This is a genomic window from Rhizobium sp. AN6A, from assembly GCF_900215635.1.
Classification (GTDB): Bacteria; Pseudomonadota; Alphaproteobacteria; order Rhizobiales; family Rhizobiaceae; genus Agrobacterium; species Agrobacterium tumefaciens.
This window is the reverse complement of the sequence record NZ_OCNC01000004.1, coordinates 1,405,601-1,420,436: the sequence shown is the minus strand read 5'-3', so window position 1 is coordinate 1,420,436 and position 14,836 is coordinate 1,405,601. Positions and strand designations below refer to the sequence as shown.

Genomic DNA, 14,836 nt, shown 5'->3' with positions numbered 1-14,836 from the left:
CACCAAAAGATTTTTCCTGTCATAAATCACTAATTGACGACAGAATAGTGACAAAATGCAGCCATTGCGAGTCTCTCAAGTCATGATGGCAACAGGCGTTTCGCCTCCAGCAAGCGGCGGATTTCCTCGACCAGTCGTCTCGGGTCGGCAGGCTTGTTCAAAACCTTGGCCGCACCGGCATTCAGCAGGATTTCGGCGGTCTCAACGCTCGCATCGCCGCTGAGCACGATGAGCGGAATATTTCTTCCACCCTTCAGCGTGCCGAGAAGCTCCGGCAGCACCTCAAGCCCCTCGCCACCCGGCATATTGAGATCGGATATGATGAGGTGCGGCAGGCGGGTTGTGCCCGGCGCCACGGCTTGCTGCAGGGCCTGAAAATCGTCGACACCGCGCACGATGTAACCGCTTTTTTCCAGAACGGCCCGGATGATGCGCGCATTGACGGCGTCGTCCTCGGCCACGAGGATATCGATGCCGCTTACCCCCTCCGTCACCCGTGAAGAAAACCCCACATCCGGATGGTTGTCGTTGATGGCATCGCGCCGTTCTATGCCGCGCAGACGGCCGCAGAGGACGTCAATCAGGGACTTTTCGCGCAGCGGCCGTATCAACCAGGCGTCGAAGGACACATGCATGGTCGACGCCCGCTCTTCGGGACTGACCAGCAACGTGCGGCGGACATTCTGTTGCGGCCAGTCCCTTAGCGCGTCTCTGAACAGAGGTGAAATACGCTTGTCGACAATGATATCGGTGAGATCGGCAGCTTTATCGTGCAGCCTTTCCAAATCCTCCGGTTCGTGGATAAGAGCGCATTTACCGCCGAAAGCCTCGATCGCCTCCATCGTCACCGCCGCTGCCACGCCCCTCGGCGCGATCAGCAGGACATTGGTATGCTGCAGGCAATGGCGCCGGTCCGGGTCCGGCGTGCCGGTGGACGAACTGCCCGGACGGAATGCCAGCGTGAAGGTGCTGCCCTCACCCTTGCGGCTGAAGACCGTGAGGCTGCCGCCGAATTCCCGCACGATGCGGGCGGAAATCGCAAGCCCAAGCCCTGTTCCCCCACTTTGCTGCGACATCGGGCCTGCCTGTTCGAATTCGCCAAAGATACGGGCCTGTTCCGCTTGGCTCATGCCGGGGCCGGTGTCCTCGACGGTGATATGCAATTCGCCTTCAACCATGCGCGCCCGGATGACGACCCCACCCACCTGCGTGAATTTGACGGCATTGCCGAGGAGGTTGAACAGAACCTGACGCAGCCTTGCCGGATCGAAATCCAGATAATCGGGCACATCCGGCGTGACGAAGGAGGTGATTTCGATGCCCTTTTCGTGGGCACGATGCGCCAGCATCTCGACAATGCTCTCGATCAGCCGGCGCAGGTTTTCCGCACGCGGATTGAGTTTGAAACGGCCCGCCTCCATGGTCGAATAATCCAGCAGGTCCTCGACCAGCTGTACCAGCGACTGACCGGACTGCTTCATGCCGTCGAGATAATTACGTTGCTCCTGGTTGAGCTTCGTCTGCGACAAAAGATGGTTCATGCCAAGCATGCCGGAAAGCGGCAGGCGGATCTCGTGGCTAACCGTGGCAAGCAGCCTTGCCTTTTCGGCATCGGCCTTTTCAGCGCGTAACCGGGCGTCTTCCCGCTCGCCGAGTGCCAGTCGCTCCTCGGTGACATCTCTCGCGATGCTGCTGATGAGAAGACGACTGCTTGCCAGATCGCGGGTGACGACATCGTGCCAGGAGAAAATGCGCTGACCGAACGGGGTCGCGATTTCCACATCATAAGCGTGGGCCTTGTCGCCCGGCCGGAAAGCGATGCCGATTTCCTCACAGATCAGCCCTTCGGGGGTCGAGCAGCCCGTCACTTCACGAAAAACCGCATTCGCCTCGACGATGCGCCGATCCATATTGCGGATGACGATGATATCGCCCATGGCCTCCTGGATCTCGGCAATCAGCGATCGGTTTTGAGTTTGGCGTAGCCGTACATCCAGATCATCTGCAGATAGCTTGTCGGAATACTGGAAGGATTTGCCGAACATGGCGTAGGACAGGAGACCGACCAGCACCGCACCAAAGAAGGATGCCAAGGCGACGGTGACCGCATAAGGCACCGCAAGCGCGATCAAGGCCGCGGAGAAGGCACCCACCGACAATGACGCGGCAACGTATAGCGTGATCGATCTGCCATCTATCCCGCGCTCCGCACCGACATGGTGAGATGTCGTGTCGATGCGATCCGCCGGCTGCGCCGGGGTGGCGGCGAGGCCATCTGATAATTTTTCCCGCAGTCGTGCCAGTTCGCTCATGCACAACCGCTACCACGGCAGCGGTTTTGATATGTTTGGCTCAAACGCTAAAATTTTACTTTTTAGCCGCCCGGGCGTGCAGAAACTCATCGAGAATGACGCAACCGGCACCGATGGTTATGAAAGTGTCGGCCAGATTGAAGACCGCGAACGACCATGTATCGGTGTGAAACAGGATGTAGTCGATGACGTGACCGTAGAAAAAGCGGTCGAGAAGATTGCCGGCCGCGCCAGCGATGATGAAGGCGAAGCCAAGATGGGCAAAAGTCCGGTCCGCCGCCGTCTTGCGCCAGAGCCACAGCACGAAGACCACGATGACGAGCCGCATGCTGACGATGAACCAGCCGTGCATGTCCGCCAGCATCGAAAACGCCACACCGAGATTATAGGTGCGGTAAAGCGCCAGGAACGGAATGACCGGCACCATCTCCTGCAACGGCAGATAGGTCTCGACCAGTTGCTTGACGATTTGGTCCAGCACAAGAGCAGCAACGATAAGCGCGAAAGCCGGGCCAAATTTCGAAAACAACGCCGCTTTGGCCATTACTTCACCGGTGCCAGTTCGAGGAGATGTCGCCGCGCCTCGAAAAGCATGACAGCGGTTGCGATGGCGAGATTGAGACTATCGGCACGGCCCTGTTGGGGAATGCGCGCCAGTTGGTCTGCCTTGCCAGCCAGTTCAGGTGGCAGGCCGGATTGCTCGTTACCCATCAAAAGCACGACGGGCTTTCCGGCATAATCGATTTTTCGATAATCCACGGACCCGGCAAGATGGGTGGCAACGACACTGACATTCGCCGATTTTTTCCATGAGAGGAATTCCTCAACCGAGGCGCGGGCAACGGGCGTAGCGAAGACCGAACCCATGGTCGCACGCACCGTTTCCAGCGAAAACGGATCGGTGCAATCGCCGACCAGAATGACGCCTGAGGCACCCGCCGCATCCGCCGTGCGGATGATGGTGCCGAGATTGCCGGGATCACGCACCCGATCGAGCGCGATATAGGTCTCGCCTTTTTCCGGACGGATATCCTTCAATGGCTTCCATCTCTGGTCAAAGATGCCAACGACCATTTGCGGATTGTCGCGGCGGGTGATCGAGGCGATGACTTTTTCGCTGACTTCGAGCACCAGCCCGCCGGAAGCGACCGTTTTTACCGCCGCCTGCTCCACCAGCGGCTTGCCCTTGGCCGCCTTGGCGTAAACCAGGGTGCGGATGGTCCAGCCCAGTTCGAGCGCGTCGATAACCAGCTTCAAGCCTTCCGCCATGAAGGTGCCGGTCTCTTCCCTGCCCTTTTTCTGGGTAAGCGCCTTGATATCCTTGATGATAGGATTGGCAAGGCTGGTGACTTCCTTCACCTGGCCAACCCGGCGCGTCGTGTTTTCGCGCATGTCGTTCGTCATTTCGGCTCCCAGCGGCTGAACAGCGATGTGGAAAGCACCCGGCCCGGCGTCTTGCCATCAAGCCCGGCCTCGCGAATGACGAGCTCGCCGGAGGCAACGACGCCACCGGCGCCGCGCATGATTTCGCGCATCAATTCATGCATCGAATAGAAGCTGGCCCTGATAGAATAGGCCGTCAGCACCAGACCGAGCGCTTTGGGCGACAGGATTTCCCGGCAGATATCCAGCATCAACGGAAGATGGTCGAACAACTGCCAGATTTCACCATGGGTGCCGCGGCCGAATTTCGGCGGGTCGGTGAGAATGATGTCGTAGGTGCTGCCGCGACGCTCCTCGCGCTGGATGAACTTCATCGCGTCTTCGCAAATCCAGCGGATCGGCGTCTGTTCGAGCCCGGCAAGCGCCTGGTTCTCCTTTGCCCAGCCGATCGCTTTCTTGGAGGCGTCGACATGGGTCACTTCAGCGCCTGCAGCAGCGGCGACCAGCGAAGCGACGCCGGTGTAACCAAACAGGTTCAGGACTTTCAGCGGCCGGTCAGCCGTTTCGACGGCATGTTTCAGCCATTCCCAGTGGACGATCTGCTCCGGGAAGACGCCGACATGCCGGAAGGCGGTGAAACGACCGAGAAATTCGACGCCGAGCAGCGACAGGGGCCAGGTTTCGCCGAGTGCTGCCTTTGGAAAACGCCAACGGCCCATGCCGTCCTCATCCGTGTCGCCGGTAAAAATGGCGTCGGCATTCTGCCATACGCGGTCGGGAACCGACGGCTGCCAGAGAGCCTGTGCCTCGGGACGGACAACGCGATATTCGCCGTATTGTTCAAGCTTCAGGCCATTGCCGCTGTCGATGAGATGAAAATCACCCGCGCCACTCGATTCCAGAATAACCGGAACCTGTTCTGCGGGACGCTCGCCGGTGCGATGCTTGAGGGGCCGCGCAGGCACCTGCTCAACGGCCGGTACTGGGGCTATCTTTTCCCTCGGCGCAGGTTTCGGCGCGCTACGCACCGCGTCCGGCTCGCGCTTTTTCGGTGCCGCGTCCGTCCGCCGTGCCGACTTTGCGGCATGAACCTGTTTTTTCTCGCTCCCGGCACGCACGCGATTGCCCGGCCGGCTGTCTTTTTTCTTCAATGGAAATCTTTCCGCTTCTGCCCGCGTCTTATCGCGCCAGCAAATAGCATTCCAAGCGTCGCTCGACTAGAGCCGCAACGAATGTCGGCACCATCACTTTGCCGGGAGTTGGCCCGCATTCGGAAGCTGCGCGGCTGTTGCCGCTTTGTGCCGGTTCGCCTCGTCATGCCAGCGAACGGCTTCCTTCGCCTCGATCCGGGCGCGCTTGCGATGCTTGCCCTGCGCAAACCATGTGGCGGAAGATCCCAGAAGCACACCGAAAATGACGGCCAGAAACAGGAACACGAAAAACGGCGCGGTGAAGGAAAGTACACCATCCTCCGGTCGGAACGGATTGAGCGCGAGTGTCACGGACTGACGATTGGCCACGCACAGGATGACGAGGATAATCGCCAGCGGAAGCAGGATGATGAGGTTGATGATTTTTTTCGACATCCGACATTACTCCATCGCGGCGTGCATTCCGCCGACTCCGTTTCCGGCGCGGCGGGTGAGAACGATCAATCGTCCTCTTCGTCACCCATACCGGGGTTCAGGCGCTCACGCAGTTCCTTGCCCGTCTTGAAGAAAGGCACCCATTTTTCCTCGACGAAAACCGATTCACCCGTACGCGGGTTCCGACCGGATCGCGAAGGACGGTTTTTCACCGAAAATGCGCCGAAACCACGAAGCTCGACGCGATTTCCCGCTGCCAAGGCATCGGTGATTTCATCCAGCACCGCATTGACGATATTTTCCACGTCACGGTGATAAAGGTGCGGGTTACGCGCAGCAACGATCTGCACCAGTTCAGACTTGATCACGGTTGCCCCCTGAAAGAATTGGATTTTTAATGCGGCTCAACCTGCCAAACGGAAACAAGACCGTCAAGAAACAACTTGTCCGCACCGAGCTGACCGGAGCCCGCAAACGGAATTAAATCGTCATATCCCAGAAGCTTCGCTATTTGCGCAACACTGAAAAGCGAAAAAGGCGAACTGGAAGACGGTGCGCGCCATTCCACGATCGGCAGATCCTTGGCAACACCGCGCGTTTCGAAATAGCCGCGAATTTCCTTTTCGCCGCCAAGCGTGTCGACCAGCTTGTTGGCGAGCGCCTGTCTGCCCGTGAAAATCGATCCGTCCGCCAGTTTCAACACATCCTCGCGCGGCAATTTGCGGCGATCGGCCACAAGGTCGACGAACCAGCCGTAGCTGTCCATCACCATGGAACGGATCATCGTCTTCGCCTCTTCGGGCGCCTCATGGAAAGGCGAAGGCTCCGCCTTCATCGGAGAGGACTTTATTTCCTGCAGCGAGACGCCGAGCTTATCCATCAGCTGGCCGATCTGGGGATATTGAAAGATCACGCCGATCGAGCCGGTGATCGAGGTTTCGCCAGCGACGATGACGTCACCTGCAGATGCGATCATATATCCAGCGGAGGCGGCAAGCGTGCGGACATCGGACACCACCGGCTTCTTTTCCGCAACGCCGCGAATGGCCTTGAAGATGCGCTCGCCGCCATAGGTGGTGCCACCGGGCGATGAAATCGACACGATCAGCCCTTTGACATTGTCGCTCTTGGCAATCTTGTCGAGCCGCTCCAGAAGTTCGGTATTGTCCTGGATCAGCCCGGAGATCTGGACACGGGCAATATGGGGTCTCTCGCTTTGTTGCGGGGCGGCCCATAAAAACCGGTAGAGGCCGAAAATGCCGGCGATAAACAGAAAAACAGCGGCAATCCGCCAGAAAGTCAGCTTGCGGCGCAATTGTCTGCGATCCGCTATCGCCATATTATCCATCGAAAACCCCTGCCTTCCGGCATTTGAAGCGTAATGTAAGCATCATGGCCATATGGTTCTTCTAGCGCGAAGCCGCAAGGAAACAATAAGGAAACCAGAATTACGATTAAATTCGCATTTCCCTTGCACCTTTCCAGACAAAAACCATATTGGCAGGACACAGCACTCATGCCAAAGACATCAAGATAAACATATAAGCTTCAGTTGCGCGCCAAAGTGGCGCCTAGGAAGTTTTCCGGACCCACTCTTATGCTCGAAAGACTCCGCCAACCCGCGCCAGCGTTTCCGCTGCCCAATGACCAGAACGGCGCTTACGAGCGCGCGCTGAGGCATTCCGCGCGCGTGAAGCGGCTGAAAATCATTCTGCCGCTCGGTGCGGCGATCATCTCGTTTGCCTTCGTCGCCGTTTCGCTCATTCGCACCTGGGCGCCCGAAGAGGTCTCGCTTGAAAGCGCAAGGATCGAAGACGGCAAGATCGTGATGGAAAAGCCGGCCGTTGCGGGCCGCAACGAGAAGGGGATCGACTACTCCATGAACGCAGACCGTGCGTTGCAGGACATCGCCAACCCCAACCTCATGACGCTCGAAAGGGTTCTGGCTGCGGTGCCTGTGAACGACAGCGTCGCCCAGGTGATCGCCAAGGAAGGCATTTTCGACCGGGCCACCAACACGCTGAAGATGACCGCCCCTTTTGACATCAATCTCAGCAATGGCATACAAGCGAAGTTCCAATCTGCGGATGTCGATCTGAAGGCTGGAAAAATGAGCAGCAAAGAGCCGGTTTCGATCAAAACAAACGACGGCGCCATTGTTGCGCAATCGATTGATATCGCGGATAATGGCAAGACTATTACATTTTCGGGGCAGGTACGCGCACGTATCGCTGCATCCAATATCAAGAATGAAGGCAAGTGAGAGCCCGGTCCAGATGATGCAAATTTCCCGTCCCGTTTCCCTTGGCAAATCCGCAGGCGTTACAGTCGCAGCTTTTGCTTTTTCCTGTCTTGCAACCGTGGCTTTCGCTCAGAACACCACCAGCAACATGACAGGCGTCAAGCTCTCCGGCGACCAGCCGATCGCTATCGAAAGCGATCAGCTCGAGATTCGGGACCAAGAGCGCAAGGCCTATTTCACAGGTAACGTAAAAGTTGTGCAGGGCACCACCACCCTTCAGGCCGGCAAGATGACGGTCAATTACAAGGGTGAAGGTTCCTCGCTCACCAGCGGTGACGCCAACATCGAAAAAATCTTCGTCGACAATAACGTCTACCTGACGTCCGAGACGCAGAAGGCCACGGCCGATCACGGCGAATTCGACATGGCGGCGCAGACCTTCATTCTGACCGGCAAGCAGGTTGTGCTGTCCGAGGGCGCGAATGTCTTCACCGGCTGCAAGCTCACTGTTCTGATGAATTCAGGGCAGGCAAAGCTCGAAAGCTGCGGCGGCCCTGTCCGGATCATGCTCGATCCGAAATCGCAGCAGAAGAAACAGTAGTCTCACCTCGTGAAGATAGCCTCGATCTCAAAAATATTTGGCGGTGGGCGCGACCGACCTGTGGACGCTGCGTCGCAGGCCGACAAGGCTCGCTATGACGGCACCCTGATCGCGCATGGTCTGACGAAGACCTATAATACGCGCCGGGTTGTCAACGGCGTTTCGCTGGTCGTGCGCCGTGGTGAAGCCGTGGGGCTGCTTGGCCCGAATGGCGCGGGCAAAACCACCTGTTTCTACATGATCACGGGCCTCGTACCTGTCGATAGCGGCAAGATCGCCATCAACGGCAACGACGTCACTACCATGCCGATGTACAGGCGTGCCCGCCTCGGTGTCGGCTATCTGCCGCAGGAAGCCTCCATTTTCCGCGGACTGACAGTCGAGGAAAACATCCGCGCCGTGCTGGAAGTGCACGAACCTGACAGCGCCAAGCGCAGCCGCAAGCTCGATGAGTTGCTGGAAGAGTTCCACATTGCGCAGCTGCGCAAATCGCCCGCTGTCGCGCTGTCGGGCGGCGAACGTCGCCGTCTGGAAATCGCCCGTGCTCTCGCGACCGATCCGACCTTCATGCTTCTGGACGAACCTTTTGCCGGCGTCGATCCGATCTCCGTCAGCGACATTCAGAACCTCGTCAGACATTTGACCGCACGCGGGATCGGCGTTCTCATCACCGACCACAATGTTCGCGAAACGCTAGGCCTCATCGACCGCGCCTATATCATCCATGCCGGTGAGGTTCTGACCCATGGCCGTGCGGACGATATCGTCAACAATCCGGATGTGCGCCGGCTCTATCTCGGCAATAATTTCAGCCTTTAAGCTCCCGGGCGCGAAAGATTCTTCATCGCGCCCCGCAGTGACGCTTGACCAAACATAATAAAAAAGCAATTTTTGGGCCAAGTTTCGTTGCCTGCGCAAAATTTATGAAATTTGTGGCGACGAAGAAGCTGTAAGGGGAGTTTCGCGTCCGCCATGGCATTATCTGCCAGCCTTTTGCTGCGTCAAAACCAGTCTCTCGTGATGACACCGCAACTGATGCAGTCCATCCAGCTGCTTCAGATGACGCATTTCGAACTGACGCAGTTCATCGCGCAGGAGGTGGAGCGCAATCCTTTGCTCGAAATTGCGGCAAACGACGGCGATTTGAGCAGCGATAGCCCTGTTGATGCGGAGAATTTCGGCGATGCCGACAGCGAAGGGTCCGACAAGTCTGCGCCGGTAACGGCCGACAGCGACGACTGGTACGGCGACCGCGCGGCAAATCTCGGCGAGCAGCTCGACACCAGCTTCGAAAATGTCTTTCCCGACGATACCGAACCCAGAAAGCCCGACGCACCCGAACTGGCGGGGCAGTGGAAATCCATGCCCGGGCAGGAGTCCGGCGAAAGTTACGATCTCGACGACTTCGTTGCCGCGAAACAGACCCTCAGCGACCATCTCAATCAGCAATTGCCTCTCGCCATATCCTCTGTGGAAGACAGGATGATCGCCGATGCGCTGATCGGCCAGCTCGACGAGACCGGATATATCGCCGTAGATGCTGTCGAAGACGTCGCTGAACGGCTGGGGGCGGCGCCTTCGGCAGTGGAGCGCATTCTGGAGACGCTTCAGGGCTTTGATCCTCCCGGCGTGTTTTCCCGCTCGCTGAGCGAATGTCTGGCGATCCAGCTTGCCCAGAAGGACAGGCTTGATCCGGCAATGCGGGCTTTTATCGACAATCTGGAGCTTCTGGCGAAACGGGATTTCGCTTCTCTAAAAAAGCTCTGCGGCGTGGATGAGGAAGACCTTCTCGACATGCTGGCGGAAATCCGCACGCTCAATCCGCGTCCGGGCGCTGGTTACGATTCGACCGTTTCCGAGACAATCGTTCCTGATATCATCATTCGCCCCTCCTCTGCCGGCGGCTGGCTTGTGGAAATCAACCCCGAGACCCTGCCGCGCGTGCTCATCAACCAGACCTATTTCGCAGAGGTTTCAAGGCACAAGTCGCGCGAGGGAGAGGATCAGGATTTCCTTTCCGAATGCATGCAGACGGCCCATTGGCTGACCCGCAGCCTCGACCAGCGCGCCAGAACGATCATGAAGGTGGCGACCGAAATCGTGCGCCAGCAGGACGCCTTTCTCGTCAATGGCGTGGATCACCTGCGCCCGCTGAACCTCAAGACGGTGGCCGACGCCATCAAGATGCACGAATCCACCGTCAGCCGGGTGACGTCGAAAAAATACATGCTGACGCCGCGCGGCCTGTTCGAGCTGAAATATTTCTTCAGTGTTTCCATCAGTTCGGTGGAAGGCGGTGACAGCCATTCGGCAGAAGCGGTGCGTCATCGCATCAAGGCGATGATCGCGCAGGAGGCCGCCGACGCAGTGCTTTCCGATGACGATATCGTCGATAATCTGAAAAAGAGTGGTATCGATCTTGCCCGCCGCACCGTGGCCAAATATCGCGAGGCGATGAACATCCCATCCTCCGTTCAGAGACGGCGCGAGAAGAAGGCCCTGGCCAGACTGTCGGCGTTCTGAGCGGTGGCGCTGGTCACGTTTTCAGGGCTTTCCAGCCGCACCATTGACTCTTGCTACGGCAAGGGCTAGAAGCCCGCCGCACACGTAAGCAAGGTCATTTGTAACGGATTCACCTCCACCGTCCATGGGCGTAAAATTCGAATGGGGGCTTTTAAAGGCCTTCGAAACGCTTGGATGCGCGCGCGGCTTGACGTAAGCTGGTACTCGCAAATCACTACAAAAAGGAAATTTTCCATGAGTGTGCGTGTATCTGGTAAACATATGGAGATCGGCGAATCTTTCCGGCAGCGGATTGAGGACAATATAGGTCTGGCAGTTACCAAATACTTCGATGGGGGGTATTCAGGCCAAGTGACCGTAGAGAAGTCCGGATCGCGTTTTGCAGCCGATTGCAAACTGCATCTCGATACGGGCGTTGTATTGCATGCGGCGGGTCAGGCAAATGATCCGCAAGCGAGTTTCGATGCCGCCGCCGAGCGTATCGAGAAGCGCCTGCGTCGCTACAAACGGAAGCTGAAGGACCATCACCACAATGGTTCCGCGGTGAACGGCGCGATGTCGGAAATCGCCTATACGGTAATGGATGCTGTCCCCGATGAGGACCACGAGGTTCCGGAAGACTACGCACCCACGATCGTTGCGGAAAGTTCGAAACAGATAAAGACGATGTCCGTCGCCAGCGCCGTGATGGCGCTCGACATGACGGACGAACCGGTTCTGCTGTTCCGCAGCCCCGGCAAGGAATATCTCAACATCGTCTACCGACGACATGACGGCAATATTGGCTGGATCGACGCGGAAACGATCAAGAGCTGAACAGTCTGACAAGACATGGGAGGCAGAGCGCGAAAGCGTATCTGCCTCCTGCATCGTCTCGATGGCATGAAGGAAAAAGAGAATGGCGTTGGCAGATTTGCTGCAACAAGATGCGATTATTCCCGCCCTCAAGGTGAATTCCAAAAAGCAATTGCTTCAGGAGCTGGCCGCAAAGGCAGCCAGAATTACCGGAGTCTCGGAACGGGAAGTTTTCGACGTCATCCTCCAGCGTGAGAAACTCGGCTCCACCGGTGTGGGGCACGGCATTGCCATTCCGCATGGCAAGCTGAGCAGCATCCATCAGATCACCGGCGTCTTCGCACGTCTTGAAACACCTGTTGATTTCGAGGCGCTGGATGACCAGCCGGTAGATCTGGTTTTCCTGCTGCTTGCACCCGAAGGCGCCGGCGCGGATCACCTGAAGGCGCTGTCGAGAATTGCCCGAGCTTTGCGCGACCCCGAGCTGGTGGCCAAGCTGCGCGCCACCGATTCCGACACGGCAATTTACGCCTTCCTCAATCAGGAGCAGGCGACCGCTGCCTGATCAAAGGCTGCCGACGGTCCTTTCCATGGACAAAAAAACGCGCCCTTGAGGCGCGTTTTTTATTGGAGCATTTCAAACAAAAGCGCGTCCCGGTTTTACATCTGGACGCGCTTTAGGTGAGAGAATGCCTCACGCATCCTTCTCATTGACGGAGGCGGTGCCCGGCTCGGGCGTTGCGGCGGTCTCCACCTTCGGGCCACCCTTGGAGACGCCAACCATGGCGGGGCGCAGCACCCGGTCACCGATGGTGAAACCGGCCTGAACCACCTGCAGTACCGTGTTGTTCGGAACCGCCGTGTTCGGAATTTCGAACATCGCCTGGTGGAAATTCGGATCGAATTTCTGGCCTTCCGCATCGATCTTTTTGACGCCATGGCGCTCCAGCGTCGAGAGCATCGAGCGCTCTGTCATCTCGACACCTTCGATCAGGCCGTTGAGACCGGCTTCGCCGTTGGTCTTGAGTTCGTCCGGAATGGCTTCAAGAGCGCGGCGAAGATTGTCGGAAACGGCAAGCATGTCGCGCGCGAAAGCGGCGAGAGAATAGGCCTTCGCATCCTTGACTTCGCGCTCGGTGCGGCGACGAAGATTGTCCATTTCTGCTGCAAGACGCAGGAACTTGTCGCGCAGATCGGCATTTTCGGCCCTGAGCAGTTCGATCGGATCGGGCTCGGCAGCTTCCGCCGTCTCTTCCCCTGTAAATGCGGGTTCGACAAACTCTTCGGCGACGTCCGCGTCAGGTCCGGGCTTTTTCGTATCGTCGGTCATGACGTTCTCCAGATTTGAATATTGTTGGTTGCGCCCGATATCGAGGTTTGAAGGGCAAAAATCAAGGCTTGCGGCGAAAAGCTTGCCGCATTCTCTAACCTTGCGGGCTTGTCCTATCTCTGCTTTCGGGAAAGGCGGGCCATAATTTGTGCGGTGTAGTCCACCATAGGCACGATACGGGCGTAATTGAGCCTCGTGGGACCGATGACGCCGACCGCACCCACAACGCGATTTTCCTCATCCCGATAAGGTGCCACGATCAGTGACGAGCCTGACAGCGAGAAGAGCTTGTTTTCCGAGCCAATGAAAATCCTGACACCTGAGCCACTTTCTGCAAGGTTGAGGATCTCGATGAGATTTTCCTTGCGTTCCAGATCGTCGAACAGCAGGCGCACACGATCGATATCTTCCTCACCGGCCAGACCTTCCAGCAGGTTGGAGCGTCCGCGCACAATGAGGCGGCCGAGCTTACCCTCTTCATTGTCGCCCGCCCATATGGCGAGACCACGTTCGATGAGGTCCTGCGCGAGCGTGCCGAGTTCCGACTGCAATTCGGCACGCTGCGTCTGAAACTGGCCCCGCAGTTCCTGCAGCGTCTGCCCGGAAAGATGGGCATTGATGAAATTCGCCGCCTCGGTCAATTGCGATGACGAAATGCCGGCCGGCAATTCGATGATACGGTTTTCGACCTGATTGTGGTCCCCTACCAGCACGGCAAGCGCCTTGGTGGGCTCCAGCCGGATGAATTCAACATGCTTGAGAATGACGTCGCTCTTGGCCGTCAGCACCAGGCCCGCACCGCGCGACATGCCTGAAAGCATGCGGCTTGCCTCTGTCAGCAACCCTTCCAGCGATTGCTCGTGGCCGGCGACCGGACCGATCTGGCGGTCGATGCTGGCTCTCTCGTCGGCGGGCAGATCGCCCACCTGCATGAATGCGTCCACGAAAAAGCGCAGCCCCGTCTGGGTGGGCAGTCGACCGGCGCTGATGTGCGGCGAATAGATGAGACCCAGTTCCTCGAGATCGCTCATGACGTTGCGAACGGAGGCCGGTGAAAGCGACATCGGCAACAGCCGCGACAGGCTGCGCGACCCCAAGGGTTCGCCGGTGTCGAGATAGCCTTCGACGATGCGCCGGAAAATCTCCCGCGACCGTTCATCCAGCAACGATGCCTGATCTTTTGAAAGCGGTGCGGAAAAGCCCATATCATCCGTTCTTTATCGTAAAAACCTTGTCCTTACCAATATAATGCGTTGCACCGCTGCGGCAAAATGGAAATTGGCTTTGCAAAAGCCCGGGGCGCACCTTAGAAGGCAGGAACCAACATGGAGAGTGGATCATATGCGGCCTTCAGGCAGAAAAACCGATCAGATGCGCAAGGTTTCCTTCGAGCGCAATTTCTCGAAACATGCCGAAGGTTCCTGTCTGGTCAAATTCGGCGATACGCATGTGCTCGTCACCGCAAGCCTTGAGGAAAAGACGCCGCCGTGGCTGCGCAACAGCGGCAAGGGCTGGGTCACTGCCGAATACGGCATGCTGCCGCGTTCCACCCACGAACGCATGAAACGCGAGGCCTCAGCTGGCAAGCAGGGCGGACGCACGCAGGAAATCCAGCGCCTCATCGGCCGCTCGCTGCGTGCAGTGGTCGACCTGCAGGCGCTCGGCGAGCGCCAGATCAGCATCGACTGCGACGTCATTCAGGCCGATGGCGGCACGCGCACGGCTTCCATCACCGGCGCATGGATCGCCCTGCATGATTGCCTGAAGTGGATGGAAACCCGCAACATGATCAAGGTCGAGAAGGTCCTGAAAGACCATATCGCCGCGATCTCCTGCGGCATCTTTGCAAAACAGCCCGTCATCGATCTCGATTATCTCGAGGATTCCTCCGCCGAGACCGATGCGAATTTCGTCATCACCGGCTCCGGCGGCATCGTCGAGGTGCAGGGAACCGCGGAAGGCGCCCCCTTCTCCGAAGAGGAGTTCCTGACGCTGCTCGGTCTTGCAAAGGCCGGATGCAGCGAACTGGTCGCCCTTCAGAAACAGGCAATCGCCTGAGCCGAC

Annotated in this window: 16 protein-coding genes; 7 read left to right on the top strand and 9 right to left on the bottom strand. The window is 58.0% G+C overall.

Annotated elements, in window-relative coordinates; all coding sequences use genetic code 11:
- Positions 1-80: 80 nt before the first annotated feature.
- The 7 genes from CRO62_RS19480 to sppA form a co-directional block, all read right to left on the bottom strand.
- Positions 81-2,312, bottom strand: coding sequence for a hybrid sensor histidine kinase/response regulator (locus CRO62_RS19480; RefSeq protein ID WP_097101344.1), 2,232 nt, complete (start codon positions 2,310-2,312; stop codon positions 81-83).
- A 55-nt stretch (positions 2,313-2,367) separates the two neighbouring features.
- Positions 2,368-2,856, bottom strand: a complete 489-nt coding sequence (lspA, locus tag CRO62_RS19475; RefSeq protein WP_097101342.1) for a signal peptidase II — start codon at positions 2,854-2,856, stop codon at positions 2,368-2,370.
- Entirely contained in the window at positions 2,856-3,716 is an 861-nt protein-coding gene (locus CRO62_RS19470; RefSeq protein ID WP_003514768.1) for a TrmH family RNA methyltransferase, read from the bottom strand. The genes lspA and CRO62_RS19470 overlap by 1 nt, the downstream gene beginning before the upstream one ends.
- A complete protein-coding gene (locus tag CRO62_RS19465) occupies positions 3,713-4,846 on the bottom strand; it encodes a class I SAM-dependent methyltransferase (protein ID WP_097101339.1) in 1,134 nt (377 codons plus the stop codon). The genes CRO62_RS19470 and CRO62_RS19465 overlap by 4 nt, the downstream gene beginning before the upstream one ends.
- A 93-nt stretch (positions 4,847-4,939) precedes the next feature.
- The gene (locus CRO62_RS19460; RefSeq protein ID WP_003514766.1) at positions 4,940-5,281 is read right to left on the bottom strand and encodes a LapA family protein; all 342 of its coding nucleotides are present in this window, start codon (positions 5,279-5,281) and stop codon (positions 4,940-4,942) included.
- Between the two features lie 65 nt (positions 5,282-5,346).
- Positions 5,347-5,673 (bottom strand): integration host factor subunit beta, encoded by a 327-nt coding sequence (locus CRO62_RS19455; RefSeq protein ID WP_219256707.1) that lies wholly within the window; start codon positions 5,671-5,673, stop codon positions 5,347-5,349.
- A gap of 2 nt (positions 5,674-5,675) precedes the next feature.
- Entirely contained in the window at positions 5,676-6,629 is a 954-nt protein-coding gene (sppA, locus tag CRO62_RS19450) for a signal peptide peptidase SppA (RefSeq protein WP_097101337.1), read from the bottom strand.
- Between the two features lie 249 nt (positions 6,630-6,878).
- Here sppA and lptC point away from each other — a divergent pair, with 249 nt between their 5' ends.
- From lptC to ptsN, 6 genes are all read left to right on the top strand, one after another.
- Entirely contained in the window at positions 6,879-7,544 is a 666-nt protein-coding gene (gene lptC, locus CRO62_RS19445; protein ID WP_003514764.1) for an LPS export ABC transporter periplasmic protein LptC, read from the top strand.
- Positions 7,545-7,557: 13 nt separating this feature from the next.
- Positions 7,558-8,124 (top strand): LptA/OstA family protein, encoded by a 567-nt coding sequence (locus CRO62_RS19440; RefSeq protein WP_097101335.1) that lies wholly within the window; start codon positions 7,558-7,560, stop codon positions 8,122-8,124.
- 9 nt (positions 8,125-8,133) lie between these two features.
- Positions 8,134-8,943 (top strand): LPS export ABC transporter ATP-binding protein, encoded by an 810-nt coding sequence (lptB, locus tag CRO62_RS19435; RefSeq protein ID WP_003514762.1) that lies wholly within the window; start codon positions 8,134-8,136, stop codon positions 8,941-8,943.
- Between the two features lie 153 nt (positions 8,944-9,096).
- A complete protein-coding gene (gene rpoN / locus CRO62_RS19430; RefSeq protein WP_026330653.1) occupies positions 9,097-10,647 on the top strand; it encodes an RNA polymerase factor sigma-54 in 1,551 nt (516 codons plus the stop codon).
- A gap of 234 nt (positions 10,648-10,881) precedes the next feature.
- Positions 10,882-11,463 carry a ribosome hibernation-promoting factor, HPF/YfiA family gene (gene hpf, locus CRO62_RS19425; RefSeq protein WP_097101333.1) on the top strand — a complete coding sequence of 194 codons (582 nt, stop codon included), beginning with the start codon at positions 10,882-10,884 and terminating at the stop codon, positions 11,461-11,463.
- 82 nt (positions 11,464-11,545) lie between these two features.
- Positions 11,546-12,007, top strand: a complete 462-nt coding sequence (gene ptsN / locus CRO62_RS19420; protein ID WP_003493488.1) for a PTS IIA-like nitrogen regulatory protein PtsN — start codon at positions 11,546-11,548, stop codon at positions 12,005-12,007.
- Between the two features lie 129 nt (positions 12,008-12,136).
- On the opposite strand, the gene grpE is transcribed toward ptsN, so the two are convergent.
- Positions 12,137-12,772 (bottom strand): nucleotide exchange factor GrpE, encoded by a 636-nt coding sequence (gene grpE / locus CRO62_RS19415; protein ID WP_097101331.1) that lies wholly within the window; start codon positions 12,770-12,772, stop codon positions 12,137-12,139.
- 113 nt (positions 12,773-12,885) lie between these two features.
- Complete coding sequence (gene hrcA / locus CRO62_RS19410) at positions 12,886-13,977, bottom strand: heat-inducible transcriptional repressor HrcA (protein WP_097101329.1); 1,092 nt, start codon at positions 13,975-13,977, stop codon at positions 12,886-12,888.
- 136 nt (positions 13,978-14,113) lie between these two features.
- Here hrcA and rph point away from each other — a divergent pair, with 136 nt between their 5' ends.
- Positions 14,114-14,830 (top strand): ribonuclease PH, encoded by a 717-nt coding sequence (gene rph / locus CRO62_RS19405; RefSeq protein WP_003514752.1) that lies wholly within the window; start codon positions 14,114-14,116, stop codon positions 14,828-14,830.
- The last annotated feature ends 6 nt before the right edge of the window (positions 14,831-14,836 follow it).